Genomic DNA, 26,359 nt, shown 5'->3' with positions numbered 1-26,359 from the left:
CGAGGGGGCAGCGCCCGGCCGGCTGCGCGCCGGCTATGCGATTTGCGGGGTGACCGTGGGGAAAGGCGATGGCCGCAACTCACCCCTTGGTGGGTGCTGACTACAGGCGGCACCGGAACAAGTCAAGAACAAATTCCTCGGGACCTGGGTATTTGTGCCTTGGTGCGCCGTCGCGCGTCCGTGTTAGCATCCGGCAACCTGATGCGCGGGAGACACCCATGATGATGCGTCGCCTGGCCCTCGCGGCCACCCTGTTCACCGCTCTGACGGCCCTTGTCGCGCCGCCGCCGGCGGCGGCGCAGGAGCGCGTGGTGAATGTCTTCAACTGGAACGACTATATCGACCCCTACATGGTCCAGCGCTTCACGCGCGAGACCGGCATCCGCGTCCGCTACGACATCTATGACAGCCTGGAGACGCTGGAGGGCCGCATCTCCGTCGGGCGGTCCGGCTACGACATCATCGTGCCGACCGGGGAGCCGACCTTCTCCCGCCTCGCGCGCGCCGGTGGGCTGCTGCCGCTGGACCGCGCGCAGATTCCGAACCTGGCCAATCTGGACCCTGCCTTGCAGGCGCAGGTGGCGTCCTCGGACCCGGAGAACCGCTTCGGCGCGTTGTATCTGTGGGGCAGCATCGGGCTTGGGGTGAATGCGGCGCGCATCCAGGCCTTGGCGCCGGATGCGCCGATGGACAGTCTGCGGCTGATCTTCGACCCTGCCCATGCGCGCCGCATCGCGCGGTGCGGCATCAGCATGATGGACAGCGCGTCCGACGTGATCCCGACCGTGCTGCGCTATCTCGGCAAGAACCCGGACAGCACCGATGCGGCCGATCTGCGTGAGGTGGAGCGCACGCTGATGGCAGTGCGGCCCTTCATCCGCAGCTTCTCGACCGGCGGCACGATCGAGGCGCTGGCGAGTGGCCAGACCTGCCTCGCCTTCGCCTATTCGGGCGATGCCATCCAGGCCAGCGTCCGGGCGAAGGAGGCGGATCGGGGTGTCGCCGTCAGCTATGTCGCGGCGAATGAGGGCGCGCAGCTCTGGTTCGACCTGCTGGCGATTCCGGCCGATGCGCCAAACCCGGAGAATGCGCACGCCTTCATCAACTTCCTGCTGCAGCCGGATGTGATGGCCTCCATCACCAACCATGTGCGCTACCCCAACGGCGTGCCCGCCAGCCGCGCGCTTGTGGCGCCGGATGTGGCGGCCGACCCGGCCGTGTTCCCGCCCGAGGCGATGCAAGCGCGCTTCTTCACCATCGGCCCGGTGGCGCAGGCGGCGGAGCGCACGCGCAACCGCATGTGGGCGCGCTTCAAGGCGGGGCGGTGAGCCTCGCGGAGCGACCTGGCGCAGCGGAGCCCTGGCGCGACCCCGCCGCGGAGCCTTTCCTGCGCATCGAGAAGCTGACGAAGCGCTTCGGCGATTTCGTCGCGCTGGATGAGGTGAGCCTGCCGATCTATCGCGGTGAGCTGTTCGCACTGCTGGGCGGCTCGGGTTCCGGCAAATCCACGCTGCTGCGCTGCCTGGCCGGGTTCCTGGAGCCCGATGCCGGGCGCATCGTGCTGGATGGGCAGGACATGGCCGGCGTGCCGCCCTATGCGCGGCCGGTGAACATGATGTTCCAGTCCTACGCGCTGTTCCCGCATATGAGCGTGGCGCAGAATATCGGCTTCGGGTTGAAGCAGGAGGGGGCTGCGAAGACCCTCATCCGCGACCGCGTGGCGGAGATGCTGGCCATGGTGAAGATGGAGGGCTTTGGCGATCGCAAGCCCGCGGCGCTTTCGGGTGGCCAGCGCGCGCGCGTGGCTTTGGCGCGCGCGCTGGCCAAGCGCCCAAAACTGCTGCTGCTGGATGAGCCGCTTTCGGCGCTCGACAAGAACCTGCGTGAATCCACGCAGTTCGAGTTGATAAATATCCAGGAACGCACCGGCACCACCTTCGTCATCGTCACCCATGACCAGGAGGAGGCGATGACCATGGCAACACGCCTCGCCGTGATGGATCGCGGCACCTTGGCGCAGGTGGGTACGCCGTCCGACGTCTATGAATTCCCCAACAGCCGCTTTACCGCGGAATTCCTCGGCACCGCCAATATTTTGGAAGGCGTTGTCGAGGGCGTCGATGCCGAAGGCGTTCGCATCGGCAGTTCGGAGCTGGATTTCGACATCCTGGCGGAGCCCGCCGCCAGCAAGCCGCTGGGTGCCCGCGTCTTCGTGGCGCTGCGGCCCGAACGCATGCGGATCGAGCGTGTCGCACCCGGCACGCCGCTCGGCGACAACCGCCTGGTCGGGCGCGTGCGGGACATCGGCTATTACGGCGATTTCTTCCTGTATTACGTGGTGCTGGAAAACGGCAAGGAAGTGCGCGTCAGCCAGCCCAACCTCCGCCGTCGCACCGAACGCCCGGTGGATTGGGAGGATACGGTGGCCGTCACCTGGGACCGCCAGGCCAGCATGGTGCTGCCCGAGTGACGCCGCGGGTGCGCCGCCGCCTGGTGCTGGCACTGCCCTGGGTCTGGATGGCGTTGTTCTTCGTCGTGCCCTTTGCCTTCGTGCTTTCCATCGCCTTTGCCGAACCCAGCGAGGGCCTGCCGCCTTACGCGCCGCTGCTGCGCTGGTCCGGCGAGGCGACCGCTGTGCTGCAACTCAACCTGGCGAACTTTCAACTGTTGCTGGAGGATTCCTACTACCTCGACGCCTATCTTCGCAGTCTGCGCGTCGCCGCGGTTTCCGCCACGCTTTGCTTGTTCATCGGCTACCCCATGGCCCTGGCGATCGCGCGGGCGCCGGAGCATCGGCGGAACCTGTTGCTGATGCTGGTGATCCTGCCCTTCTGGACCAGCTTCCTGCTGCGCGTCACGGCCTGGATCGGCATCCTGCAGGACCAGGGCTGGCTGAATGGTGCGTTGCTGACGCTGGGGGTGATCGCGGAGCCCATCCCGCTGCTCTACACCGACACGGCGATGTATATCGGCATCACCTATTGCTACCTGCCCTTCATGGTGCTGCCGCTTTACGCCACGCTGTCGAAGCTCGATCCGTCATTGCTGGAGGCGGCGGAGGATCTCGGCGCGCCGCCTTGGCGGGCCTTCCTGCAAGTCACGCTGCCGCTGTCGCTGCCCGGCATCGTTGCCGGCTTCCTGCTGGTCTTCATCCCGGCGGTGGGGGAGTTCGTGATCCCTGAATTGCTCGGCGGGCCCGGGGCGCAGTTGATCGGGCGCGTGTTGTGGACGGAGTTCTTCCAGAATCGCGACTGGCCGCTGGCCTCGGCGCTGGCCATCGTGCTGCTGGCGGCGCTGGTGCTGCCCATTGCGCTGTTTCAGTGGCGGGCCGGGAAGTGAGGGGTATCGGCCGGTTGGCCATTCCGCTCGGGCTGGGCTTCGCCTTCCTGTATCTGCCGATCCTGCTGATGGTGCTGTTCTCCTTCAACGACAGCCGCATGGTCACCACCTTCACCGGCTTCTCACTGCGCTGGTACGACAGCCTGTGGCGGAACGAGGTGCTGATGGGCGCGCTCGGCCTGTCGCTGCGCATCGCCGCCATCTCCGCCACCATGGCGACCATCCTCGGCGTGCTGGCGGGCTTCGCGCTGGCGCGCTTCGGGCGGTTCCGGGGGCGGGCCGGGTTTGGCGCCGTCATGGCCGCACCGCTGGTGATGCCGGAGGTAATCACCGGCCTGTCCCTGCTGCTGCTGTTCGTGGCGATGGAATCCGTCTTCGGCTTCCCCGCCGGCCGCGGCGCCAGCACGGTCGCCATCGCCCATGCCACCTTCGGCGCGGCCTATGTGGCGGTGGTGGTGCAGTCGCGGCTGGCGGATTTCGACCTGAGCCTGGAGGAAGCGGCGATGGACCTCGGCGCCCGGCCGTGGAAGGTGTTCGCCGTCATCACCCTGCCGCTGATCGCGCCCGGCATTGCCGCCGGCTGGCTGCTGGCCTTCACCCTGTCGCTGGATGACCTGGTGATCGCCAGCTTCGTCTCCGGCCCCGGCGCCTCCACCTTGCCGATGGTGATCTTCTCCACCGTCCGGCTCGGCCTGACGCCGGAATTGTATGCGCTGGCGACGGTGCTGGTGGTGGTGGGGGGGGTGGCGCTGACCCTGGCCCTGCGCCTGGTGCGGCGGCGATGATCGGCCCTGGTTTCTCCATGAATCAGTGCCAGATTAGGTTCATGCGCCCCCTGTTCCTGCTGCTGCTGCTGATCCCTCTGCTATCGGCCTGCGCCGAACGCTGGGCCCGCCCCGGCACATCGGAGGCGGAGGCGGATGCGATGAACGCCGCCTGCGGGGCCGAAGCCCAGATGGCGGTGCCGCCGCATATGGTCTGGCAGCAGGTGGCCCCCGCCCGCATCGAGCGAGAGCGGAATTGCTGGCGCGATGGCGACCGCGAACGCTGCCGGACCAGCGAACGCTACCGCCCCGCGCGCTACGACATGGTCGATATCGCAACCGGAGCGCGGGAGGCGCATCGCACCGCCTGCATGCGGGAAAAGGGCTTCACCTTCCAGGGCTACCGGCCGCTCCGCCTGCAATAGAGGCCGCACAGATGTGGACGTGCCCGGCGCCCAGGTTTAGGAAAAGTGGCGCCGCCCCGCGGGGGTGGGCAGGGACTCCGGGAACCGCCATGAACCTCATCGCCGATCGCCTGAACCGCATCTCGCCGTCGCAGACCATTGCCATGACCGGCAAGGCCCGCGCGCTGAAGGCGCAGGGGCGGGACATCATTTCCCTCTCGGTCGGCGAGCCGGATTTCGAGACGCCGCGCAACATCAAGGACGCGGCCATAGCCGCCATCGAGCGGGGCGAGACGCGGTATACCGATGTCGCAGGGACCGTCGAGCTGCGCCGCGCCATCTGCCAGAAGTTCAAGCGCGACAGCGGCATCGACTACACGCCGGAGGAAATCCTGGTCGCCACCGGCGGCAAGCAGGTGATCTTCGATGCGCTGGTCGCCACCATCAATGCGGGTGACGAGGCGATCATCCCGGCCCCCTGCTGGGTCTCCTACCCGGACATCGTGGCGCTCGCCGAGGGCACGCCCGTGATCGTCCCCTGCGGCCCGAACCAAGGGTTCCGCATGACGGGCGAGCAGTTGGAGGCCGCAATCACGCCCAAGACCAAGTGGCTGATCCTGAACAACCCCTGCAACCCGACCGGCGCCGGTTACAACGCCGCCCAGCTCAAGGAGCTGACGGATGTGCTGCTGCGCCATCCGGATGTCTGGATCTTTTCCGACGATATTTACGAGAAGCTGGCCTATGACGGCATGAAGCCGGCGACGGTGGTGGAGGTAGAGCCTCGGTTGAAGGATCGCACCGTCACCATGAATGGCTGCTCCAAGGCCTATGCCATGACCGGCTGGCGCATCGGCTTTGCCGGCGCGCCGATCCAGCTCATCAAGGCGATGGACAAGCTGCAGAGCCAGTCCACTTCCAACACCAGCTCGATCAGCCAGGCCGCGGCGATCGAGGCGCTGACCGGGCCGCAGGACAGCGTGGAGGAAATGCGCCAGGCCTTCGAACGCCGGCGCAACCTCGTGGTCGGCATGCTGAACAAGGCCGAGGGCATGCGCTGCCCGATGCCCGAAGGCGCCTTCTACGTCTTCCCGGACGTCCGCGGTTGCCTCGGCAAGACCAGCGCTGGCGGGGCAAAGATCGACAGCGACGAGGCCTTCTGCCTGGCCCTGCTGGATGAGAAGGGTGTGGCGGCGGTGCACGGGGCGGCCTTCATGTTCCCGGGCCATATCCGCATCAGCTACGCGACCGACGACGCGACGCTGACCGAGGCCTGCACCCGCATCCAGGATTTCTGCGCCGCCTTGAAGTGACCTTCGCCTTCCGCCCTGCCACCGGGGCGGATTTCGAGGCGCTGCTGGACCTGTCCATCCGCGTCATGCGGTCGCATCTGGAACGCGTCGGCCGCTGGGACCCGGCGCGCCGGCGCGCCCGCATGGAGGCCGCTTTCGCCGGCGGCGGCATGCTGCTCATCGAGGATCAAGGCCAGGTCCTCGGCTGCATCGAGCTGGAGGCGGGGCCGGACGCCGTGGACCTGCACAGCCTTTATCTGGAGCCGGAGTTGCAGGGCCGGGGCCTCGGCGCCGCCATCGTGACCCAGGCCCTGGCCCTGCATCCGGGCCGGCGCTTCGCCATCGAGGTGCTGAAGGACAGCCCCGCCCGCCGCTTCTGGGAACGTCAGGGCTTCGTGCTGGTGGGGGAACAGCCATACGACTGGGTCATGGCACGCCCGCCCACGGATTGAGCAACGGCCCATCCGGGACTAACTTGTGCTCCTTCGCCAGGAGTCATCCGAAAAAATGCCCGCGCTCGCCAATCGTCTGAAAGATATTGAGCTTTCCGCCTCCGCGGTCATGACCGCCAAGGGCCGCGAACTCGCCGCCAAGGGCATCAAGGTCATCAGCCTGGCGATCGGTGAGCCGGATTTCGACACCCCCCGCCACGCCATCGACGCCGCCTACCAGGCGGCCCTGTCGGGCGACACCAAGTATCCGCCGCAGGATGGCACCAAGGCGCTGAAGCAGGCGGTGCAGCGCAAGTTCAAGCGCGACAACAACCTGGACTACGCGCTGGACGAGATCCTGATCTCGAATGGCGGCAAGCAGGTCATAATGAACGCCCTGCTCGGCACCTGCGATCCGGAAGATGAGGTGCTGATCCCGGCGCCGTTCTGGATTTCCTACGCGGATATGGTGAAGCTCGCCACCGGCAAGCCGGTGCCCGTCACCTGCCCGCAGAACAACGGCTTCAAGCTGCGGCCGGAGGATCTGGAAGCGGCGATCACGCCGAAGACCAAGTGGCTGATCCTGAATTTCCCGAACAACCCGACCGGTGCCGCTTGCTCGCGCGAGGACATGAAGGCGATCGCCGAGGTTCTGCTGCGCCACCCGCATGTCTGGGTGATGACGGACGATATGTATGAGCACATGGTCTATGACGGCTTCGAATTCTGCACCATCGCAGAAGTCGAGCCGCGGCTGAAGGACCGCGTGCTGACGGTCAACGGCGTGTCCAAGACCTACGCGATGACCGGCTGGCGCGTCGGCTTCTGCGGCGGGCCGAAGAACCTGATCGCGGCGATGGTGAACATGCAGAGCCAGCTCACCTCCGGCATCAGCACGGTGGGCCAGGCGGCCGCCGTCGCGGCGCTGGATGGCCCGCAGGATTTCGTGAAGGAACGCGCGGCCATCTACAAGGAACGCCGCGACCTGGTGGTGGAAATGCTGAGCCAGGCGCCGGGCATCCAGTGCCACAAGCCGGAAGGCGCCTTCTACGTCTTCCCGAACATCGCCGGCTGCCTCGGCAAGACCAGCAAGGGTGGCCGCAGGATCGAGACGGATACGGACTTCGCCCTCGCGCTGATCGAGGAAGCGCATGTCGCGCTGGTGCAGGGCTCGGCCTATGGCATGAGCCCCTATGTCCGCATCTCCTACGCCACGGATACGGACAGCCTGCGGGAGGCCTGCACGCGCATCCAGGAGTTCTGCAAGGGCCTCGCATGACGCTCAGACCCGGCCGCGACGAGGATGCGGAGGGCTTCATCACCCTCGTCGGCGATTGCTGGGCCGAATACCCCAACTGCGTGCTCGACGTGGATGGGGAAGTGCCGGAGCTGCGCGCGCTCGCGACCTATTTCGCGGAAGCGGGCGGCGCGCTCTGGGCGGCGGAACAGGATGGCCGGATCATCGGCATGGCGGCCACCAGGCCGCTCGGCGATGACCAGGCCTGGGAGATCTGCCGCGTCTATGTGGCGAAGGCCGCGCGCGGCACCGGCCTCGCGCAACGCCTGCTGACGACGGCCGAATCGCATGCGCGCGATGCCGGCGCGGAACGCCTGGTGCTGTGGACCGATACGCGGTTCGAGGCGGCGCATCGCTTCTATGAGAAGACCGGCTATGTGCGGCAGGGCTCCATCCGCATCCTGGACGACGTCTCGAACAGCCTTGAATTCCGCTACACCAAGCCGCTGCGTGGCCTGGTGGTGGAGGCGCTGGATGCTGCCGCCGCCGCGAGCGCCGAGACGCAGCTCGCCCGCATCCTGGTGAACTGCGTCGAGACCGGCGCCAGCGTGTCCTTCTTCCCGCCGCTGGCGCCTGCCGTGGCGCGGGACTTCTTCAAACGCGTGTCCTCCGACGTGGCGCTCGGCAAACGCGTGCTGCTGGCGGCCTGGGTGGATGGGGTGCTGGTGGGCTCGGTGCAGCTCATGCTCGACATGCCGCAGAACCAGCCGCACCGGGCGGAGATTGCCAAGCTGCTGGTGGACCCCGCCGCTCGCCGCCGCGGCGTCGCCCGCGCGCTGATGCGCCGCGCCGAGCAGACCGCCCGCGGCATCGGCCGCCGCCTGCTGGTGCTGGACACGGCGAAGGGGGAGGCAGCGGAGGCGCTGTACCGGGAGCTCGGCTGGGTCGAACTCGGCGTGATCCCGGGCTACGCGCTGTGGCCGGACCGCAGCCCCTGCGACACGGTCTTCTTCTGGAAGAATGTGTGATGGTCACGGTGGCGTGGGTGCGCCTGATGGCCGCTTACAACGCCGAGATGAATTTGCGTGTGTTCGTGGCTGCTTCCACGTTGAGCGATGCGCAGCGGCGCGCGGATCGCGGCGCCTTCTTCGGCTCCATCCACGCCACGCTGAGCCACCTGATGTGGGGCGACGCCATCTGGATGTCGCGATTCGCCGGCTGGCCCGCGCCGGGCGGCGGAATCAAGGACAGCCCCGCGCTGCACCCGGACTGGTCCGCGATGCAGGCGGCACGGCAGGATCTGGATGCGCGGATCGAGGTCTGGGCCGGGGCGCTGGAGCCCGCCTGGCTGGAGGGGCCGCTCGGCTGGTTCAGCGGGTCCCTGGGCCGCGAGATCAGCCGGCCGCGCTGGGTGCTGGTCACGCATCTCTTCAACCACCAGACGCATCATCGCGGCCAGGTCCACGCCTTGCTGACCGGCTTCGGTGCCGCGACCGGCGACACCGACCTGCCCTTCATCCTGCCCGAATCCCAGTTCGGCTGAGCGTCAGCGCACCAGAAACCCCTCCAGCGCCGCAAGCACTTCTTCCGGCGCTTCCTCCGCCAGATAATGCCCCGAGTTCACGCTGTGCCCGCTGAGCGGGCCGCTCGCGTAGTCGCGCCAGACTGACAGCGCGTCGTACCAGACCTCGATCTTGCCCTTGGCGCCCCACAGCGCCAGCAGCGGGCATTCCACCTTCTGCCCCGCCGCGCGGCTGGCGCGGTCATGCGCCAAGTCGATGGTGGTGGCGGCGCGATAATCCTCGCAGATGCCCATCACCGTGCCGGGCTGGTGCAGTGCCGCGATGTAGTCGGCGCGTGCCGCGGGGGCGAAGACATCGCCATGCTGACCGCGGCTCGTGTGGCCGGTGAACCAATCCTCCACGTCGCGCAGGATCATGCGCTCCGGCTTCGGATGCGGCTGGGCCAGGAAGAACCAGTGATGGTAACCGAGCGCGAAATCCATATCCGCATTCTCGAAGTGATGCAGCGTGGGGACGATGTCCATCACGCAAAGCCGCTGCACCGCCTGCGGCGCATCCAGCGCCAGCCGATGCGCAACACGCGCCCCCCGGTCATGCGCAACCACCTGGAATTCCGGAAAGCCGAGGCCCTGCATCAGCGCAAGCATATCCGCCGCCATCGCCCGCTTGGCGTAGGGCGCATGGTCCGCGGAAGGCGAGGGCTTGTCCGAAAATCCATAGCCGCGCAGATCCGGGCAAATCACGGTGAAGCGCTGCGCCAGCACCGGTGCCAGTTTGTGCCACATCATGTGGGTCTGCGGGTTGCCATGCAGCAGCAACAGCGGCGGACCCTCGCCACCCCGCCGCAGCCGTAGCGTCACGCCATCACCCGCGCGCCGTTCTTCGGTGAAGCCCTCGAACATGCCTGATCCTCCCCTCCGCTTGACCCCCGAAGCTGACGCCGCCAGCCTTGCCGGGACAAGAGGGGGAAATGGCATGGAAGCCACGATCGGCCGCATCGGCTTCATCGGCATCGGCAGCATGGGCTGGCCGATGGCGCGCCGCCTGATCGAGGCCGGCTTTGCCGTGACGGTGCAGGATGCCGTGCCCGGCCGCGCCGCCGACTTCGCCAGCCGCCACGGCGGCACCGCCGCCGCCACGGCGGCCGAGGCGGCAGAGGGCGCCGACGCCATCATCACCATGCTGCCCACCAGCCGCGACGTCGCCGCCGTGCTGGCCGCCATCGGCCCGGCCCTGAAGCGCGGTGCGGTGGTGGTGGAAATGTCTTCCGGCGAACCCTCCGCCACCCGCGCCATGGCCGCCGACCTCGCGGCGCTCGGCGTGGCCATGGTGGATGCCCCCGTCTCCGGCGGCGTCGCCCGTGCCGAGACCGGCGAGCTCGCCATCATGACCGGCGGCGAGGCGGTGGCGCTGGACCGCGTCGACCCGCTGCTGCGCGTCATGGGCACCACCATCACCCGCTGCGGGGATATCGGCGCCGGCCAGGCGATGAAGGCGCTGAACAATTTGGTCAGCGCCGCGGGATTCCTGGTGAGCGTGGAGGCGCTGCTGATCGGCAGCCGCTTCGGCCTGGACCCGGCCGTGATGGTGGATGTGCTGAACGCCTCCACCGGCATGAACAACAGCACGCAGCGCAAGCTGAAGCAGTTCGTGCTTTCAAGAAAGTTCAACTCCGGCTTCGGGCTGGATCTGATGGTGAAGGACCTGTCCATCGCGCTCCAGGTCGGCCGCGAGACCGCAACGCCGGCCCCGCTCGCCGCGCAGACGCGGGAATTGTGGGCGGCGGCCGCCGCGCTGCTCGGCGCGGGCCAGGACCATACGGCCGCCGCGCGGTTCAGCGAGGCATTGGCCGCTGGCGAACTCCACGACCGAAAGGGCTGACCCCATGTGGCAGGTCTTCGCGCTGCGCTACGCGCAACACGACCGCAACGCCCAGGCCAATTTCATCATGCCCGTCGAGGACGCGCATGACGCCATGCCGATGGACTATTTCGTCTGGCTGCTGCGTGGTCCCGAGGGCCGGGAAATCCTGGTCGATACCGGCTTCGACGCCGCCACCGCCGCCCGCCGTGGCCGCGCCATCCTGCGCCCGGTGGAGGAATGTTTGCGTGCCTTGGGTACCTCGGCGGAGGCGATCCGCGACGTGGTGGTGACGCATCTGCATTACGACCACGCCGGCAATCTCGGCCTGTTCCCGAACGCCACCTTCCACATCCAGGACCGCGAGGTGGCCTTCGCCACCGGCCGCCACATGTGCAGCCACTGCCTGCGCCACCCCTTCGAGGTGGAGGACGTGGTCCGCCTGGTCCGCGCCGTCTACGCCGACCGCGTGCGCTTCCACGATGGGGAAGGGGAGGTGGCGCAAGGCGTCACGCTGCACGGAATCGGCGGCCATTCGGACGGCTTGCAGATGGTCCGCGTGGCGACCGCGCGCGGCCCGCTGGTGATTGCCGGCGACGCCAGCCACTACTACGCCAACATGGCGCGGGAAAACCCGTTCCCCATCGTCTACGACCTTGGCGCCATGGTGCAGGGCTGGCGGCGCGCGCGGGCGCTGGCGGGTGGCGATGAAAGCCTGGTGATCCCGGGCCATGATCCGCTGGTCTGCCAGCGCTTCCCGGTCTCGGAGCTGGATGCCGAGGCCTGGCGCCTCGACCTGCCGCCCTATTCGTAGAGGAAGGACCAGGTCGCCAGCCCCAGCCCGACCAACGCGAACAGCAGGGAGACGATCGGCCAGCCCGGCTTCGGCCCGCGATGCCCGAACCACCAGTTCAACGCGAAGGACCCCAGCAGCGCCGCCGTTGCATCCGACCAATGCCGGGTCATGAAGCCGCGCAGGATCAGCACGACCCAGACGATCATGGCCACGAAGGACACGACGCGCCAGAGCACCTCGGCCGTCGGGTTTGCCAGGCGCATGCCCAGCTTGCCGGAGACGGTGTGGAGATAGGCTGCGACCGAGAGCATCAGCGCAGCGATCATGAAGGCGGACATGAGGCCGGATTACGTGGCGCCCGGGCAGGGCGCAAGCGGCTCAGCCCAGCCCCGCCATCTCCCGCCACTCGGCTTCCGTCAGCACCCGCAGCCCCAGCTCCGCCGCCTTCTTCGCCTTGCTGCCGGCATCGGCGCCGACGACGACGAAATCGGTCTTCTTAGACACGCTTTTCGTCACCTTGGCGCCGAGGCGTTCCGCCTGCGCCTCCGCCTCGTCGCGGGACAGGGTTTCGAGCGATCCGGTGAAGACGATGACGCGCCCGGCGAAGGGGCTGTCGGCGGCGGCGGTCATCACCGCATCCTCCGGCGTCACCTCCCGTGCCAGCTCGTCCAGCGCCGCGCGGTTGCGTTCCTCCACGAAGAACTCGGCGAGTTCGGTGGCGATCGCGGGGCCTATGCCCTGGATGGAACCCAATTCCTCCCGTGCCTCGGAGCCAATGACCGTCGCCGCGATCATCTTCGCGCGCCATTCGGCGAACGAGTGAAAATGGCGCGCCAGCAGCTTGGCATTCGCCTCGCCGATGCGGCGGATGCCCAGCGCGAAGATGAAGCGTTCCAGCGGCACGCGGCGCCGCGCCTCGATCGCGGCCAGCAGATTGGTCAGCCGCTTCGCATCCTTGCCGGCTTTCGCGCCCCAGCCTTCCCGGCCGCGAATCGTCTCGGCATGGTCCTTGATGCGGAAGATGTCGGCTGGCGTCTTCACCAGGCCGGCCGCGTGCAGCGCCTGGATGTTCTCCTCGCCCAGCCCCTCGATATCCATGGCGTTGCGGCGGGCGAAGTGGATCAGGCGTTCCACCGTCTGCGCCGGGCAGATCAGCCCGCCGGTGCAGCGCTTCACCACCTCCCCATTCGGGCGGATGGCGTGGCTTCCGCAGGCCGGGCAGCGATCGGGGAAGGCGAAAGGCTCAGCGCCCGCCGGCCGCTTCTCCAGCACCACGGAAACGATCTGCGGAATCACATCGCCGGCGCGTTGCAGCACCACCGTGTCGCCGATCCGCACATCCTTCCGCGCGATCTCGTCCTCATTGTGCAGGCTGGCATGGGTGACCATGACGCCGCCGACACCCACCGGCTGCATCACCGCGCGCGGCGTCAGCGCCCCGGTGCGGCCGACCTGGATCTCGATATCCAGCAGCACCGTCTCCGCCTGCTCGGCCGGGAATTTCCAGGCGATGGCCCAGCGTGGTGCGCGGCCGACGAAGCCAAGGCGCCGCTGCCAATCCAGCCGGTCCAGCTTGTAGACGACGCCATCGATGTCATAGGGCCGCGCCGCGCGGCCCTCCGCCATGCGCTTCTGGAAGGCCAGCGCGGCCTCCTCGCCCGCCAATGTCTCGGAGGCCGGGTTCACCCGGAAGCCCCAGGCGCGAAGCTGGTCCAGCCAGCCGGCATGTGTCTCCGCCGGCGCCGCGCTGGCCTCGCCCATGGCATAGGCGAACAGTTTCAGCGGACGTTTCGCGGTGACCTCCGGGTCGAGCTGCCGCAGCGAACCGGCCGCCGCGTTGCGCGGATTGACCGGAACCACAATGGCCGGGCCCAGCCTCTCGCCGCGCTCCCGCCGTTCTTCCCGCTCCGCCGCAGCCTGTGCCTGCTGCGCGCGGAAGGCGAGGAAATCGGCCTTCTCCATGAAGACCTCGCCGCGAATCTCGATGCGGTCCGGCGCCTCGCCCTTCAGCCGGCGCGGCAACTCGGCTTCCGGCAGCGTCAGCAGGTTGCGGGTGACGTCCTCGCCTTCCATCCCGTCGCCACGCGTGGCCCCGCGGATGAAGGCGCCGTTTTCATAGAGCAGGTTGATCGAGAGCCCGTCGATCTTCGGCTCCCCCACGAAGGCGAGAGGTTCCTCGGCATCCAGCCGCAGGAAGCGCCGGACGGAGGCGGTGAATTCGAGGAAATCGGCATCGCCAAAAGCATTGTCGAGCGACAGCATCGGCACGCCGTGCCGCAATTTGGCAAAGCCCTCGGCCGTCTCGGCGCCCACCTGGCGGCTCGGGCTGTCCTCGCGGATCAGCCCCGGAAAACGCGCCTCGATGGCGCGGTTGCGACGGACCAGCGCGTCATACGCCGCGTCGCTGATCTCCGGTGCGTCCTTGGCGTGATAGGCCGCATCGTGATGCGCGATCTCGGCGGCCAGCGCGGCGAGTTCGGCGGCGGCTTCCTCCTCCGTCAACGCGTCCAGGGCACGCAGGCTGGGCGCGGTCACAGCAGCCCACCGGCCAGCAGGCTGTCGGCGGCCATTCGCGCCGCCTCCGTCACATGCTCGCCGGCCAGCATGCGGGCGATCTCCTCCCGCCGCTGCGGTGCATCCAGCGGCGTCACGCGCGTCTCCGCGCGCCCGGCCTTCACCGATTTCGCGACGGACAGATGCCGGCTGCCGCGCGCGGCAACCTGCGGCGAATGCGTCACCACCAGCACCTGCAACCGCTCCGCCACCCGCAGCAGGCGTTCGCCCACCGCCGCCGCGGTGGCGCCGCCAACGCCACTATCCACCTCGTCGAAGACCAGCGTCGGCACCGGGGACCCGCGCGCAAGCACCACCTTCAGCGCCAGCATCAGGCGCGAGAGCTCACCACCCGAGGCCACCTTGTCTAGCGCGCCCGGCGCCTGGCCGGGGTTGGTGGAGACCAGGAAGGTCACCCGGTCCACCCCATCCTGCCCCCAGGCCGCTTCCGGCTTCGCGGCCACATCGACCACCAGCCGGGCGCGATCCAGCTTCAGCGGCGGCAATTCGCGGCCGAGCGCCTTCTCCAGCTTCGCCGCCGCCTCCCGCCGCGCTTCCGTCAGCCGGCCGGAGGCGGCGAGGTAGGCGGTGCGGGCGGCGGCCAGCCGCGCTTCCGCCTCGGCCACCTGGCCGGTTCCGGCATCCAGCGCCGCCAGCCGGTCCTTCAGGGAGGCCAGCAGCGCCGGCAATTCGACCACCGGCACCAGATGCTTGCGGGCCGCGGCGCGCAGCGCGAATAGCCGTTCCTCCACCTGTTCCAGCCGGCGCGGATCCGGTGCTGCATCCTGCACCAGGCGTTCCAGCGCCGTCTCGGCCTCGGCCAGCGCATCCAGCGCCCGGCCGATGGCCTCCAGCGCCGGCTCCGCATCCGTATTCGGCGCCGGCAGGCGTTCCAGGGCGCGGGCGGCGCCGCGCAGGGCATTGGCGGGGTTGGCGCTGCGGCGGTCGCGCGGCTGCAGGCTGGACAGGGCTTCGGCAATCGACTCGCCGCGCCGTTCCCCCTGTTGCAGGCGTTGGCGTTCGGCGGCGAGGTCATCCTCCTCGCCCTCCACCGGGGCCAAGCTTTCCAGTTCGGAGACGGCGTGGCGCAGGAAATCCTCGTCGCGCTGCGCGGCGGCAATGCGCTCCCGCGCCTCCGCCAGCGCCCGCTCCGCCTCCCGCCACGCCTTATGGGCGGTGCCGCTGGCGGCGCGCAGCTTCTCCAGCCCGCCGGAGGCATCGAGCAGCCCGGCATGGTTGGTCGAATCGGTCAGCCCGACCTGGTCATGCTGGCCCTGCACCTCGACCAGCAGCGCGCCGAGGCGGCGCAGCAGCGCCAGCCCCACCGGCTGGTCATTGACGAAGGCGCGGGACCGGCCATCGGCGGTGACGATGCGCCGCAGCACAATTTCGTCCTCTGCGTCAATCCCCTGTTCCACCAGCAGGCTGCGCGCCGGGTGCGGGTCTGCCGGCGCGAAGGCCGCGGCGACGCTGGCCTGCGCCTGGCCGCTGCGCACCAGCCCGCTTTCGGCCCGCGCGCCGAGCGCCAGGCCGAGACTGTCCAGCAGGATGGATTTGCCCGCGCCCGTCTCGCCCGTCAGCACCGTCAGGCCCGGGCCGAAGCCCAGATCCAGACGCTCGATCAGCACGACATCGCGAATCGCGAGCGAGGTCAGCATCTCGCCAACCGCGCGCGCGGCGTCAGAAGATGGACCCGACCACGCGGCGGACGAAGCCGGGCCGGTTCGATTCGGTACCCTCCGCGCCATCCACCAGCAGCGCGTAGCTGTCCTGGTACCAGGGGCTGCCGGGGTAGTTGTGGCCGAGCACGGCAGCCGTACGCCGCGCCTCATCCACCAGGCCCATGGTCAGGTACAGCTCGGTCAGGCGGTGCAGCGCCTCCGGTACGTGGTTGGTGGTCTGGTATTCATCCACCACCCGGCGGAAGCGGCCGATGGCGGCGGTGTGCAGGCGGCGCGTCTGGTAGAAGCGGCCGATCGTCATCTCCCGCCCCGCCAGATGGTCCCGCGCCAGGTCCATTTTCAGCCGCGCATCGCGCGCATAGGGCGTGTTGGGGAAGCGGTTCGAGACATCCTGCAGCGCCGCCATGGCCAGTTCCGTGGTCCGCTGGTCGCGCTGGATGTCGTTGATCTGCTCGTAATAGCTCAGCGCCCGCAGGTAATAGGCATAGGCGATGTCACGATGCGCCGGATGCAGCTGGATGAAGCGGTCCAGCGCGCCGAGCGCCTCCGTGTAGCGGTTCCGCATGTACTCGCCATAGGCGGACATCAGCTTCGCGTTGGTGGCGAAGGTCGAATAGGGGTGCTCACGCTCCACCATGTCGAACAGTTCGACCGCGCGCTGATAGCGTTCCGCGGTCAGGGCTTCCATGCCCTGAGCGTAGAGCCCTTCGGCGGAGCTGTCCTGGCCGCTGGCGCCAGGCGTGCTGGCGCGCGGCGAACCGAGCGAGTTCATGCGCCCGTCCCAGGCCGAACAGGCGGCCATGGGCAGGATGAGGATCAGGGGCAGAAGGCGTCGAAGCATCGCGCACCGGTCAGGCATGGGGCTTCCCTATACCATGCCACGGCATGGTCACGGCAAGGCATGGGTCGCCGCCGTGTGTCTGATGCTGATCTATGGCAAAGCGCGCGGCCTGTCACTTCACCCTGCTTTCCGAGGGGCAGGAAGGCCGGCTTCAGGCCACGGCCGGGGCGGCGGCGGCGGGCAGCCGGGTTGCGACTCCGTCCATCGGCAGATCACCATCCACCATCCGCCAGGCGCCATGGTCCGCGAACAGCGCCCGCAGCAGCTGGTTGTTCAGCGCATGGCCGGAGCGGTGGCCGATGAAGCGCGCGGACAGCGCAGCCCCGGCCAGGGCCAGGTCGCCCACCACATCCAGCAGCTTGTGCCGCACGAATTCATCCGGCCGGCGCAGGCCGCCCGGGTTCAGCACCAGCGGGCCGTCCACCACGATGGCATTGTCCAGGCTGCCGCCCTGGGCTAGGCCGGCGGCGCGCAGGCGCGCGATGTCCTCGGCCAGGGTGAAGGTGCGGGCATCCGCCACGCCGGCGCGGAAGGCGGCCGGGGACAGGCGCAGGCTGACCTGCTGGCTGCCGATGGCGGTGGCGGGGAAATCGATCTGCATCGTCGCTTCGAAGCCCGGGATCTGGGCCGGAAGCAATTCGGCGAAGGCCTCACCTTCTTCCACCCGGACGCGACGCAGAACCTCGATCACCGGGGCGGGGGCGTCCAGGCTGGTGGTGCCGGCGCAATCGATCAGGAACAGGAAGGGCGCGGCGGAGCCGTCCATGATCGGCACTTCGGGGCCGTCCAGATCCACCACCGCATCGGTGATGCCGCTGCCGGCCAGCGCCGCCATCACATGCTCCACCGTGCCGATACGGGCCTGCGGCGCACCTTCGGCGACGAGCGCGGTGCAGAGCCGCGTATCCACCACGCGGTCGAAGCGGGCGGGAATATCGATGCCAAGATCGGTGCGACGAAACAGGATGCCGGTGCCGGAAGTGGCGGGCCGCAGCGTCAGCGTCACGCGGCGCCCGCTATGCAGGCCGACGCCGACGCAGCCGATCGCCGTCTTCAGCGTCTTGCGCCGTCTCCGATCGATCGGGAGGAAACCGTCCATGTGCGCCTTGCGTCCCTGACCCGCCCTGTGCCGCGACCGCACCAAGCGGCCTATCACCCGGACGTGATCCCGATGGGTCGCCCGGTGTCCCGGGCCTCGCCGATCAGGATGGGCTGCCAAACGCGGCGGCCCAGGGGCTTAGTGCCATTTTCCCCGGGGACACGCCATTCAAGCCTTGTTTCTCCATATTACGTCGCAAGCCATTGAAATTACTTAAATATTGCGACGCGATATGGCCCTATTTTTGCCCTATTCGCCTCAGTTGCTCTGGCGGCGCAGGAAGGTCGGGATGTCGAGACCCATCTCATCCTGCTGCGCCGGCGCCGCCACCGGCCGTGCTGCCGCCGGCTCCATGCGCGGCTGCTGCTGGGGCTGCACCGGCGCCTCCGGCACGTCGCGACGCATCAGGCCGGTGGCGCGGCGGAACAGGTTGTTCAGCCCGCCGGTCGGCTGCGGCTGCGGCATCGGCGCCACCGGGCGGGTGCCAGCCGGCGCCCGCAGCCCGGGTTCGGCCTGCGGCGCCATGCTCACCGGCGCTTCCGCCATCTGCGCGGCTTCGGCCATCGGGGCGGCGGGCTGCGGCGCCTGGTGCAGCGGCTGCGGTGCCGCATAGGTCTGCGCCGGGCGCATCGCGCCACCCGGATGCTGGGGCTGCTGCGGCTGGGCCGCGACGCGCGGCGTAAAGCCGGCCGGCGCCCGCAGGCCGGGCTGCGGCGCCTGGCCATGCACCGGCCCCTGCGGCACCTGGTGGCTGCCCACTGCCTGCAGCATGCCGCCGCCGCCCACCGCGACCAGCTTCGGCCGCTCGGCTTCCCGCGCCTCACGCGCATCGATGCCGGTGGCGACGACGGAGACGCGGATGCGGCCGTTCATGCTTTCATCGACCGAGGAGCCGAAGATCACATTGGCTTCCTCATCCACCTCCTTGCGGATGCGGTTGGCCGCCTCGTCCACCTCGAACAAAGTCATATCCAGGCCGCCGGTGATGTTGATCAGCACGCCGCGCGCGCCGTGCATGGAGGTATCCTCCAGCAGCGGGTTGCTGATCGCTTCCTCGGAGGCCTTCACCGCGCGGCCTTCGCCCTCGGCCTCGCCCGTGCCCATCATCGCCTTGCCCATCTCCGCCATCACGGTGCGGATATCGGCGAAGTCGAGATTCACCAGGCCCGGATTGACCATCAGGTCCGTCACGCCGCGCACGCCCATGTACAGAACGTTGTCCGCCATGCGGAACGCTTCCGCAAAAGTGGTCCGCTCATTGGCGAGTCGAAAAAGATTCTGGTTCGGGATGACGATCAGCGTGTCGACGAATTGCTGCAGTTCCTCGATGCCCGCATCGGCCGCCTTGCGGCGCTTCGGCCCCTCGAAGTCGAAGGGCTTGGTCACCACGCCGACGGTCAGGATGCCGCGCTCGCGCGCCATGCGGGCGATGACCGGCGCCGCGCCGGTGCCGGTGCCGCCGCCCATGCCGGCGGTGACGAAGACCATGTGGCTGCCTTCCAGGTGGCGCGCCAATTCGGTCTCCGCTTCCTCCGCCGCGCCACGGCCGATTTCCGGCTTGGCACCGGCGCCCAGGCCCTGCGTCAGGTAGGAGCCGAGCTGCACGCGGCGATCCGCCTTGCTGTGCTGGAGAGACTGCGCATCGGTGTTGGCGACCAGGAACTCGACACCCTCGAGACCCATGGTGACCATGTTGTTCACCGCATTGGTGCCGCCGCCGCCGACGCCCACCACGGTGATGCGCGGGCTGAAATCGGTGTGCTGCTGGTTCGGGATCGTCAGGTTGAGGGTCATGAACGGGGCCTTTCCTGGAAAGCTCAGCCTTGCGTCAGGCCGTAGAGGAGGAGTGTGAGGGGAAGCGGGGCGCATCAGACTCGCACCCGTAGCCATTCGATGAAGCGGCGCAGCCGGCCATGCCGGTCCGTGCCGGGGAGGATGTCGATCAGCGGCCGGCCTTCGCCGGCGCCCCAGGCGAGCAGCCCGATGGCGGCCGCGAAGGGCGGGCCGCCGGCGGTTTCCGGCAGGCCACGCACGCTGCGTGGGCGACCGATCCGCACCTGGCGGTCCAGCACGCGGGCCGCCAGTTCACGCGCGCCGATCAACTGGCTGGCGCCGCCGGTCAGCACCACGCGGGTGCCGGCCTCCTTGGCGACGCCTGCGGCTTCCAGCCGCTCGCGCACGAATTCGAAGGTTTCTTCCAGCCGCGGCCGGATGATGTTGACGATCATCGCGCGCGGCACGCGGGCGATGTGGTCTTCATCCTCGCCGACCAGCGGCACGGGCAGCATCTCACGCTCATCATCCGCCGCGCCCATGGCGCCGCCATGCAGCGTCTTGAGGCGTTCGGCGTGGTTGATGGGCGTGGACAACACGCGCGCCAGGTCATTCGTCACCTGCCAGCCGCCGACCGGAATCTGCGCGGTGTGGATCAACTGCCCCTCGCTGAACACGGCGAGGGAGGTAGTACCGCCGCCCATGTCGATGACGGTGCAGCCGATGCGCTTCTCATCCTCCACCAACGTGGCGAGGCCAGCGGCCAGCGGGGAGGAGACCAGCTCCTCCACCTCCAGGTCGCAGCGCGCCAGGCAGGCGCCCAGGTTTCGCAAGGCGGCCTGCGACGCATCCACCAGATGCACCCGCGCGCCGAGCGTGTCGCAGACCATGCCGCGCGGGTCCTCGACACCGGGCGTCGCATCCACGGTGAAGGATACCGGGGAGCCATGCACCGTCTCCCGCCCGTCTTCCGTGCCGCGGCGGCGGCCTTCGGTAAGGATGGCGCGCAGATCCTGCTCCGTCACCGCGCGGCCGCCGATCGGCCACTGCACATGCACCAGCCGCGAATCCGGCTGACCGCAGGACAGGTTGACGATGGCGCCAGAGAGCTGCGTGTCCGCCATCTCCTCCGCCTGGCCGACGGCGGCGCGCACCGCACGTTCCGCTTCCTCCAGGTCGATGATCGAACCGCCCTTCACGCCGCGGCCGCGCTGCCAGCCGAAGCCGAGCACGCGCGGTTCGCCATCGCCTTCGATGCGCGCGATCAGGCAGACCACCTTGGTGGTGCCGATATCGAGCACGCCGAACACGCCGCTGCGCGCACCGCGGCGGCGGCGTTCGCTGGGCGGCTCCACGCCGATGGGCAGGCGGGACAGCGCGTTCATCCGCGCGTGCTCCTTGTCGCATTGCGGCGCGCCGGCGCCACGGGCTGTTCCGCCAACGGCTGCTGCCGCACCACCAGCCGGTCCGGCAGGCGCATATCCACGGCGACCAGCGGCCGGTCGAGCAGTGCGTTGCGCGAGTGCAGTTCCGAAAGCCGGTTCAGCGCCGGCGCTTCATGCCCCTCCGGCAGCAGCACATCCGTGCCGCTGTGCAGGCGCAGGTTCCAGCGCCGTTCGCCGACGCGCACCAGCGCCTGGGTGCGCGCCAGGATGTTGCGATGCGCCAGCAGCAGATCATACAGCGCCGCGGCGTGCTTTTCGGCGCCCGCGCCCACCACCAGCGGCAGCGGGCCGAAGGCGTCCAGCGTCTCCGTCTCCACCACCAGCCCGGCGCGGTCGATCACCGCGAAACGGCCCTGATGCTGCCAGATGGCGAAGGGTTCGCGTTCCGTCAGCCGCACCAGGATGGTGCCCGGCAGGCGGCGTTCCACATGGGCGGCCTTGACCCAGGCAATCGTCTCCAGCCGTTCCCGCGCCTCATTCGGCGAGAAGCCGAGCATGGGGTCGCCCAGCTCCGCGCCGATGGCGCCCCGGATCAGGTCGGGCGGCGTATTCTCCCGGCCTTCCACCACAACCTCCGCCACTTCCAGCCCGGCGGCGAGGCCGAGTTCCGCGGCATTCTCCACCACCGCGCGCACGCGCCCGGCCGGGTCCACGGCATAGACGGCGTAGCCGCTGGCGCCGAGCAACCCGAAGCCGATCAGCCACAGCGCCGCCGGCCGCAACAGCCCGCGGCGCCGCTTCAGCCACAGCCGCAGGCGGCTTGGCCGGTCGGGGTCCTTGCGTGGCGCGGTGCGCACCGGCGCGCGGCGCGCCGCCATCGGTTCACGGGCCATGACGTGCCTCCCGTACCATCCAGGCACACAGCTCCGGAAAACCGATGCCGACATGCGCGGCTTGTTCCGGCACCAGCGAGGTGCGCGTCATGCCCGGCTGGGTATTCACTTCCAGCAGCACCAGGCGCCCGGGTTCACCGGCGCTGTCGTCGTAGCGGAGGTCGGCGCGGGAGACGCCGCGGCAGCCCAGCGCCTGATGCGCCCGCAGCGCGATGTCCATGGCCAGCGCACGGGTTTCGGGATGCACCGGCGCGGGCAGAGTGTGGCGGCTGCCGCCATCGGCGTATTTGGCTTCGTAATCGTAGAAGACGTGGCCGGTGTCGATCTCCGTCACCTCCAGCGCGCGGTCGCCCATCACGGCAACGGTCAGCTCGCGCCCGGGGATGAAGGCCTCCGCCATGATGCGTTTGTCGAACTTCCAGGCTCGCGCCACGTCCGCGCGGCGGTTGTTGCCCTCGCGGAAAATCTCGACGCCGACGGAGGAGCCTTCATTCACCGGCTTGACCACATAGGGCAGCGGCAGCGGGTCCGCCGCCTCCAACTCCTCCGGCGTCACCAGCCGGCTTTCCGCCACCGGCAGCCCGGCCGCGAGGAACACCGCCTTGGCGGCCGACTTGTCCATGGCGACGGCGGAGGCGCGGACACCTGAATGGGTGTAGGGCAGGCCCATCCAGTCCAGCACGCCCTGGATGCAGCCATCCTCGCCGTAGCGGCCATGCAGCGCGTTGAACACCACATCGGGCCTGGCGGATTGCAGCGCACCGATGACGGCGCCGAGATCGCCGCCGACCTCGATCGGCGTCACCTCGAACCCCGCGACGCGAAGCGCCGCCACAACCTGCTGGCCGGTGGCGAGGCTGACCTCGCGTTCCGCGGAGACGCCGCCGAACAGCACGGATACGCTGATCATGCCGCCACCTCGCCGATGCGCTTGATTTCCCATTCCAGGCTGATGCCGGAGTTCGCCAGCACCCGCGCCCGGACCTCCTCGCCCAGCCCCTCGAGATCGGCCGCCGTGGCGCCCCCCGTGTTGAGCAGGAAATTCGTGTGCAGCTCCGAGACCTGCGCGCCGCCGCGCACCAGGCCGCGGCACCCCGCCGCATCGACCAGCGCCCAGGCTTTGTGGCCGGGCGGATTCTTGAAGGTGGAGCCGCCGGTGCGGGCGCGGACAGGCTGCGAAGCCTCCCGCGCTGTGCGGATTTTTGCGATCTCGGCCGTGATTGTCGCGGCATCGCCGGGCTGGGCGCGGAACCGCGCGCGCACCACCACGCCGCGCACGGGCAGCGTGGCGCGGCGATAGGCGAAATGCAGATCGGCCGAGGTCATGCGCAGCAGGCCTTCGGGTGTCGCCACCTCGGCCCAATCCAGCGCATCTACCACTTCGCGCCCATAGGCGCCGGCATTCATCGCGACGGCACCGCCGATGCTGCCCGGAATGCCCGACAGGAACTCCAGCCTGGCGAGGCCTGCGGCCGCCGCATGTTCGGCCACCACCGCATCCAGCGCCGCGGCGCCGGCGATGATGCCGTCCGCCTCGACCACCACTTCGCCAAACCCGCGCCCACCAAGACGCAGCACCACACCGCGCACGCCGCCATCGCGGATGATGAGGTTCGACGCCGCACCCACCACTGTCAGCGGCACCGTCTCCGGCAGGTCGCGCAGCAGCAGCAGCAGGTCGTCCACATCCGCCGGCCGCACCAGCCATTCCGCCGGGCCGCCGACGCGGAACCAGGTGAAGGCCGCCAGCGGCGCATCCGGCGTCACGCGCCCACGCAGCGGCGGCAGGGTGGCGTGCGGGGCCATGTCGCGCGGCGCCGTCACTTCTGGCCCCCGGCCAGCCGCGGCCGGGTGCGGGATTGCAGCGCCAGCAACTGTTCCGGCAGCGCATGCGCCCAGGTGGTGATGGTGCCGGCGCCGAGGCACACGACGTAGTCGCCCGATTTGGCGATGGCGTTCACCATCTCCGCCAGGCTGTCCGGCCCGGGCAGCGGCACCACGCTGCGATGCCCGCGCGCGCGCAGGCCCTCGACCAACGCATCCCGGTCATAGCCCGGCATCGGCTGCTCACCCGCCGCATACACATCCGCCACGATCACCGTGCCCGCATCGTTCATGCAGGTACAAAAATCCTCGAATAGCGAGGCGAGGCGCGAATAGCGGTGCGGCTGTACCACCGCCACCACATCCCGCGCACCGGCCTGCCGCGCTGCCTTCAGCACCGCCGCGATCTCCACTGGATGGTGGCCGTAATCGTCGATCACCGTGATGCCACCGGCATCGCCGGTGCGGGTGAAGCGGCGCTTCACGCCCTTGAAGCCCATCAGCGCGGTGCGGATGGTGGCCTCGTCGATATCCATCTCCAGCCCGATGGCGATGGCGGCCATGGCGTTCTGGACGTTGTGGCTGCCCAGCATCGGCAGGCGCATCGGCTTCAGCGTGCGGCTGCGGCCGGTCGCGCGGTCCCGCACCGCCACCTCGAAGGTCGCGCCCATGCGGTCCGTGATCATCTTCTCCGCGCGCACATCGGCCTGCGGCGAGAAGCCGTAGGTGATGATGCGGCGATCGGACAGGCGCGGGATCATCGCCTGCACCTCGGGGTGATCGGCGCACAGCACCGCGAAACCGTAGAAGGGGATGTTGCCGACGAACTGGGCGTAGCCCTCTTTCATCGCCTCCTCGGTGCCCCAATGGTCCAGATGTTCCGGGTCCATGTTGGTGACCACGGCGCAGACGGCGGGCAGCTTCAGGAAGGACCCGTCGCTCTCATCCGCCTCCACCACCATCCAGTCACCGGAACCGAGGCGCGCATTGGTGCCATAGGCGTTGATGATGCCGCCATTGATAACGGTGGGGTCGAGCTTCGCGGCTTCCAGCACGCAGGCGACCAGGCTGGTGGTGGTGGTCTTGCCATGGGTGCCGCCGATGGCGATCGCCCATTTCAGCCGCATCAGCTCCGCCAGCATTTCCGCCCGCCGCACCACCGGCACCAGCCGCGCGCGTGCGGCCTGCACTTCCGGATTGTCCTTCTTCACCGCCGTGGAAGTGACAACAACCTGCGCCGTGCCGAGATTGGCCGCGTCATGCCCGACCATCACCGGAATGCCGGATGCGCGCAGGCGGGTGACGTTGTAGCCCTCCGCGATATCGCTGCCCTGCACGGAATAGCCGAGATTGTGCAGCACCTCCGCGATGCCGGACATGCCGATGCCGCCGATGCCGACGAAGTGGATGGGCCCAATGTTGAGAGGCAGCGCGCGCATCAGCGGCTCCCCGCCGCAAAGAGCCGCGCAACAGTTCGGCGGGCAAGGCCCACGCAGTGAATCGGCCCGATGGAAAGGGGCAGCGCACGCATCAGCGGGTCTCCAGCATCGCGACACCGCGATAGGTCAGTTTCTGCACAAGATCCGCCAGCCTGCGCGCCGCATCCGGGCGCGCCAGCGTGGCGGCGGCCGCGGCGGCGCGGGCCAGCACGGCGGGGGTGGTGAACATCGCCTGCATCTGCCGGGCCAGCGCTTCCGGCGTGAAGCCGGGCTGCTTCATGATCCAGGCCGCGCCGGCGCCTTCCAGCAACTGCGCATTGGCGTTCTGATGGTCATCGATCGCCTGCGGCAGCGGCACCAGCACCGAAGGCCGCCCGGCGCAGGCCAGTTCCGCCACGGTGGAGGCACCGGCGCGCGCCACCACCAGATGCGCCATCGCCAGCCGCACCGCGATGTCGCCGAAGAAGGGCGACAGATCCGCCGGCACGCCCGCTTCCCGATACGCAGCCTCGACCCGCGGCAGATCTTCCGCCCGCGTCTGCTGCGTCACCACCAGGCGCTGGCGCAACCCTTCCGGCAGCAGCGCCACGGCGCCCGGCACCACATCGGCGAAGATGCGCGCGCCCAGGCTGCCCCCGAGCACCAGCAGCCGGATCACACCATCCTCGCCCGGCGCCACGAATTCCTGGCCCGCCAGCGCTGCCAGCGCCGGCCGCACCGGGTTGCCAACCACCTCGACATGCGCGGAGGACGGCACCCGCGCCGTATCCGCCGCCGACAGCGCCAGCAGATCCGCCCCCGGTGCGAGCAGCCGGTTGGCGCGGCCGAGCACGCCATTCTGTTCATGCAACGCCATGGCCGGCCGGGTCGCCCGCGGCAGGGTGCGGGCCGCGAGCAGCGGCGGGACCGAGGGATAACCGCCGAAGCCCACCACCGCGGCCGCATCCAGCCGCGTCAGGATGCGCCGTGCCTCGATGGTGCCGGCGGCCAGCGCCAAGGCCCCCAGCACCGCGCCGCGCAACCCGCGACCGGCCAGGCCCGAGCCCTTCAGCACGAAGCGTTCCGCATTGCCGAAGGCCGGGCTTTCGAAGGCGGCGCTGCGCGCATCCGTCATCAGCGCGATGCGTTCGCCGCGCGCAACCAGCTCCGCCGCCAACGCTTCCGCCGGAAACAGATGCCCCCCGGTGCCGCCGGCGGCGATGACGATCGGGCGTGCCATCGGGC

General features: G+C 69.2%; 25 protein-coding genes. 12 read left to right on the top strand and 13 right to left on the bottom strand.

All coding sequences use genetic code 11. From position 1 onward, the window contains the following. Positions 1 to 218: 218 nt before the first annotated feature. The 10 genes from ACFHNC_RS11220 to ACFHNC_RS11175 all read left to right on the top strand — a co-directional run bounded on the left by ACFHNC_RS11220 (position 219) and on the right by ACFHNC_RS11175 (position 9,010). Positions 219 to 1,328, top strand: coding sequence for an extracellular solute-binding protein (locus tag ACFHNC_RS11220; RefSeq protein WP_437169305.1), 1,110 nt, complete (start codon positions 219 to 221; stop codon positions 1,326 to 1,328). Then, entirely contained in the window at positions 1,325 to 2,470 is a 1,146-nt protein-coding gene (locus ACFHNC_RS11215) for an ABC transporter ATP-binding protein (RefSeq protein WP_437169304.1), read from the top strand. The genes ACFHNC_RS11220 and ACFHNC_RS11215 overlap by 4 nt, the downstream gene beginning before the upstream one ends. Continuing rightward, the gene (locus tag ACFHNC_RS11210; RefSeq protein WP_437169303.1) at positions 2,467 to 3,339 is read left to right on the top strand and encodes an ABC transporter permease subunit; all 873 of its coding nucleotides are present in this window, start codon (positions 2,467 to 2,469) and stop codon (positions 3,337 to 3,339) included. Before ACFHNC_RS11215 ends, ACFHNC_RS11210 begins: the two co-directional genes overlap by 4 nt. Continuing rightward, positions 3,336 to 4,124 carry an ABC transporter permease subunit gene (locus tag ACFHNC_RS11205; protein ID WP_437169302.1) on the top strand — a complete coding sequence of 263 codons (789 nt, stop codon included), beginning with the start codon at positions 3,336 to 3,338 and terminating at the stop codon, positions 4,122 to 4,124. The genes ACFHNC_RS11210 and ACFHNC_RS11205 overlap by 4 nt, the downstream gene beginning before the upstream one ends. Before the next feature lie 41 nt (positions 4,125 to 4,165). Then, complete coding sequence (locus ACFHNC_RS11200) at positions 4,166 to 4,528, top strand: hypothetical protein (protein ID WP_437169301.1); 363 nt, start codon at positions 4,166 to 4,168, stop codon at positions 4,526 to 4,528. An 89-nt stretch (positions 4,529 to 4,617) separates the two neighbouring features. Further along, the gene (locus tag ACFHNC_RS11195) at positions 4,618 to 5,820 is read left to right on the top strand and encodes a pyridoxal phosphate-dependent aminotransferase (RefSeq protein WP_437169300.1); all 1,203 of its coding nucleotides are present in this window, start codon (positions 4,618 to 4,620) and stop codon (positions 5,818 to 5,820) included. After that, positions 5,817 to 6,251, top strand: a complete 435-nt coding sequence (locus tag ACFHNC_RS11190; RefSeq protein ID WP_437169299.1) for an N-acetyltransferase family protein — start codon at positions 5,817 to 5,819, stop codon at positions 6,249 to 6,251. Before ACFHNC_RS11195 ends, ACFHNC_RS11190 begins: the two co-directional genes overlap by 4 nt. A 55-nt stretch (positions 6,252 to 6,306) precedes the next feature. Further along, positions 6,307 to 7,509 (top strand): pyridoxal phosphate-dependent aminotransferase, encoded by a 1,203-nt coding sequence (locus ACFHNC_RS11185; protein ID WP_437169298.1) that lies wholly within the window; start codon positions 6,307 to 6,309, stop codon positions 7,507 to 7,509. Further along, entirely contained in the window at positions 7,506 to 8,495 is a 990-nt protein-coding gene (locus tag ACFHNC_RS11180; protein WP_437169297.1) for a GNAT family N-acetyltransferase, read from the top strand. Before ACFHNC_RS11185 ends, ACFHNC_RS11180 begins: the two co-directional genes overlap by 4 nt. Further along, on the top strand, positions 8,495 to 9,010 hold the full coding sequence (locus ACFHNC_RS11175; RefSeq protein WP_437169296.1) for a DinB family protein: 516 nt from the start codon (positions 8,495 to 8,497) through the stop codon (positions 9,008 to 9,010). The genes ACFHNC_RS11180 and ACFHNC_RS11175 overlap by 1 nt, the downstream gene beginning before the upstream one ends. 3 nt (positions 9,011 to 9,013) lie before the next feature. Here the strand turns inward: ACFHNC_RS11175 and ACFHNC_RS11170 are convergent, their stop codons facing one another. Further along, a complete protein-coding gene (locus ACFHNC_RS11170; RefSeq protein WP_437169295.1) occupies positions 9,014 to 9,892 on the bottom strand; it encodes an alpha/beta fold hydrolase in 879 nt (292 codons plus the stop codon). A gap of 73 nt (positions 9,893 to 9,965) precedes the next feature. Here ACFHNC_RS11170 and ACFHNC_RS11165 point away from each other — a divergent pair, with 73 nt between their 5' ends. Then, positions 9,966 to 10,871 (top strand): NAD(P)-dependent oxidoreductase, encoded by a 906-nt coding sequence (locus tag ACFHNC_RS11165; protein ID WP_437169294.1) that lies wholly within the window; start codon positions 9,966 to 9,968, stop codon positions 10,869 to 10,871. A 4-nt stretch (positions 10,872 to 10,875) separates the two neighbouring features. Next, on the top strand, positions 10,876 to 11,664 hold the full coding sequence (locus tag ACFHNC_RS11160) for an N-acyl homoserine lactonase family protein (RefSeq protein WP_437169293.1): 789 nt from the start codon (positions 10,876 to 10,878) through the stop codon (positions 11,662 to 11,664). Here the strand turns inward: ACFHNC_RS11160 and ACFHNC_RS11155 are convergent. The 12 genes from ACFHNC_RS11155 to murG form a co-directional block, all read right to left on the bottom strand. Further along, complete coding sequence (locus ACFHNC_RS11155; RefSeq protein ID WP_437169292.1) at positions 11,655 to 11,984, bottom strand: hypothetical protein; 330 nt, start codon at positions 11,982 to 11,984, stop codon at positions 11,655 to 11,657. The genes ACFHNC_RS11160 and ACFHNC_RS11155 overlap by 10 nt on opposite strands. A 40-nt stretch (positions 11,985 to 12,024) precedes the next feature. Next, entirely contained in the window at positions 12,025 to 14,181 is a 2,157-nt protein-coding gene (gene ligA, locus ACFHNC_RS11150) for an NAD-dependent DNA ligase LigA (protein WP_437169291.1), read from the bottom strand. Then, the gene (gene recN, locus ACFHNC_RS11145; RefSeq protein ID WP_437169290.1) at positions 14,178 to 15,857 is read right to left on the bottom strand and encodes a DNA repair protein RecN; all 1,680 of its coding nucleotides are present in this window, start codon (positions 15,855 to 15,857) and stop codon (positions 14,178 to 14,180) included. Before recN ends, ligA begins: the two co-directional genes overlap by 4 nt. A 22-nt stretch (positions 15,858 to 15,879) precedes the next feature. Then, on the bottom strand, positions 15,880 to 16,722 hold the full coding sequence (locus ACFHNC_RS11140; RefSeq protein ID WP_437169289.1) for an outer membrane protein assembly factor BamD: 843 nt from the start codon (positions 16,720 to 16,722) through the stop codon (positions 15,880 to 15,882). A gap of 151 nt (positions 16,723 to 16,873) precedes the next feature. Next, the gene (lpxC, locus tag ACFHNC_RS11135) at positions 16,874 to 17,821 is read right to left on the bottom strand and encodes a UDP-3-O-acyl-N-acetylglucosamine deacetylase (RefSeq protein ID WP_437169288.1); all 948 of its coding nucleotides are present in this window, start codon (positions 17,819 to 17,821) and stop codon (positions 16,874 to 16,876) included. Between the two features lie 258 nt (positions 17,822 to 18,079). Beyond that, a complete protein-coding gene (ftsZ, locus tag ACFHNC_RS11130; protein WP_437169287.1) occupies positions 18,080 to 19,615 on the bottom strand; it encodes a cell division protein FtsZ in 1,536 nt (511 codons plus the stop codon). Positions 19,616 to 19,689: 74 nt separating this feature from the next. Then, positions 19,690 to 20,979, bottom strand: a complete 1,290-nt coding sequence (gene ftsA, locus ACFHNC_RS11125) for a cell division protein FtsA (RefSeq protein WP_437169286.1) — start codon at positions 20,977 to 20,979, stop codon at positions 19,690 to 19,692. After that, positions 20,976 to 21,872, bottom strand: coding sequence for a cell division protein FtsQ/DivIB (locus ACFHNC_RS11120; RefSeq protein WP_437169285.1), 897 nt, complete (start codon positions 21,870 to 21,872; stop codon positions 20,976 to 20,978). Before ACFHNC_RS11120 ends, ftsA begins: the two co-directional genes overlap by 4 nt. After that, positions 21,862 to 22,782 carry a D-alanine--D-alanine ligase gene (locus ACFHNC_RS11115; RefSeq protein WP_437169284.1) on the bottom strand — a complete coding sequence of 307 codons (921 nt, stop codon included), beginning with the start codon at positions 22,780 to 22,782 and terminating at the stop codon, positions 21,862 to 21,864. The genes ACFHNC_RS11120 and ACFHNC_RS11115 overlap by 11 nt, the downstream gene beginning before the upstream one ends. Further along, positions 22,779 to 23,678, bottom strand: coding sequence for a UDP-N-acetylmuramate dehydrogenase (gene murB, locus ACFHNC_RS11110; protein ID WP_437169283.1), 900 nt, complete (start codon positions 23,676 to 23,678; stop codon positions 22,779 to 22,781). The genes ACFHNC_RS11115 and murB overlap by 4 nt, the downstream gene beginning before the upstream one ends. Positions 23,679 to 23,692: 14 nt before the next feature. After that, positions 23,693 to 25,135: a UDP-N-acetylmuramate--L-alanine ligase gene (murC, locus tag ACFHNC_RS11105; RefSeq protein WP_437169282.1), complete on the bottom strand. Its 1,443-nt coding sequence runs from the start codon at positions 25,133 to 25,135 to the stop codon at positions 23,693 to 23,695. A 91-nt stretch (positions 25,136 to 25,226) separates the two neighbouring features. Beyond that, positions 25,227 to 26,354: an undecaprenyldiphospho-muramoylpentapeptide beta-N-acetylglucosaminyltransferase gene (murG, locus tag ACFHNC_RS11100; protein WP_437169281.1), complete on the bottom strand. Its 1,128-nt coding sequence runs from the start codon at positions 26,352 to 26,354 to the stop codon at positions 25,227 to 25,229. Between the last annotated feature and the right edge of the window lie 5 nt (positions 26,355 to 26,359).

Origin of the sequence: Falsiroseomonas sp. E2-1-a4, from assembly GCF_051433165.1 — a bacterium.
Taxonomy (GTDB): domain Bacteria; phylum Pseudomonadota; class Alphaproteobacteria; order Acetobacterales; family Acetobacteraceae; genus Falsiroseomonas.
Note: the sequence above shows the minus strand (reverse complement) of the source record. Positions and strands in the feature narration are given on the sequence as shown.

Bases quoted from the DNA above. Each gene is read 5' to 3' on its own strand.
- ACFHNC_RS11200 (WP_437169301.1), top strand. From the start codon at position 4,166: ATGCGCCCCCTGTTCCTGCTGCTGCTGCTGATCCCTCTGCTATCGGCC.
- murB (WP_437169283.1), bottom strand. From the start codon at position 23,678: ATGGCCCCGCACGCCACCCTGCCGCCGCTGCGTGGGCGCGTGACGCCG.
- lpxC (WP_437169288.1), bottom strand. From the start codon at position 17,821: ATGGACGGTTTCCTCCCGATCGATCGGAGACGGCGCAAGACGCTGAAG.
- ACFHNC_RS11170 (WP_437169295.1), bottom strand. From the start codon at position 9,892: ATGTTCGAGGGCTTCACCGAAGAACGGCGCGCGGGTGATGGCGTGACG.
- ACFHNC_RS11165 (WP_437169294.1), top strand. From the start codon at position 9,966: ATGGAAGCCACGATCGGCCGCATCGGCTTCATCGGCATCGGCAGCATG.
- ACFHNC_RS11115 (WP_437169284.1), bottom strand. From the start codon at position 22,782: ATGATCAGCGTATCCGTGCTGTTCGGCGGCGTCTCCGCGGAACGCGAG.
- ACFHNC_RS11140 (WP_437169289.1), bottom strand. From the start codon at position 16,722: ATGCTTCGACGCCTTCTGCCCCTGATCCTCATCCTGCCCATGGCCGCC.
- ACFHNC_RS11155 (WP_437169292.1), bottom strand. From the start codon at position 11,984: ATGTCCGCCTTCATGATCGCTGCGCTGATGCTCTCGGTCGCAGCCTAT.
- ACFHNC_RS11180 (WP_437169297.1), top strand. From the start codon at position 7,506: ATGACGCTCAGACCCGGCCGCGACGAGGATGCGGAGGGCTTCATCACC.
- recN (WP_437169290.1), bottom strand. From the start codon at position 15,857: ATGCTGACCTCGCTCGCGATTCGCGATGTCGTGCTGATCGAGCGTCTG.
- ACFHNC_RS11175 (WP_437169296.1), top strand. From the start codon at position 8,495: ATGGTCACGGTGGCGTGGGTGCGCCTGATGGCCGCTTACAACGCCGAG.
- ACFHNC_RS11195 (WP_437169300.1), top strand. From the start codon at position 4,618: ATGAACCTCATCGCCGATCGCCTGAACCGCATCTCGCCGTCGCAGACC.
- ACFHNC_RS11120 (WP_437169285.1), bottom strand. From the start codon at position 21,872: ATGGCCCGTGAACCGATGGCGGCGCGCCGCGCGCCGGTGCGCACCGCG.
- ACFHNC_RS11220 (WP_437169305.1), top strand. From the start codon at position 219: ATGATGATGCGTCGCCTGGCCCTCGCGGCCACCCTGTTCACCGCTCTG.
- murG (WP_437169281.1), bottom strand. From the start codon at position 26,354: ATGGCACGCCCGATCGTCATCGCCGCCGGCGGCACCGGGGGGCATCTG.
- murC (WP_437169282.1), bottom strand. From the start codon at position 25,135: ATGCGCGCGCTGCCTCTCAACATTGGGCCCATCCACTTCGTCGGCATC.
- ACFHNC_RS11160 (WP_437169293.1), top strand. From the start codon at position 10,876: ATGTGGCAGGTCTTCGCGCTGCGCTACGCGCAACACGACCGCAACGCC.
- ftsA (WP_437169286.1), bottom strand. From the start codon at position 20,979: ATGAACGCGCTGTCCCGCCTGCCCATCGGCGTGGAGCCGCCCAGCGAA.
- ftsZ (WP_437169287.1), bottom strand. From the start codon at position 19,615: ATGACCCTCAACCTGACGATCCCGAACCAGCAGCACACCGATTTCAGC.
- ACFHNC_RS11185 (WP_437169298.1), top strand. From the start codon at position 6,307: ATGCCCGCGCTCGCCAATCGTCTGAAAGATATTGAGCTTTCCGCCTCC.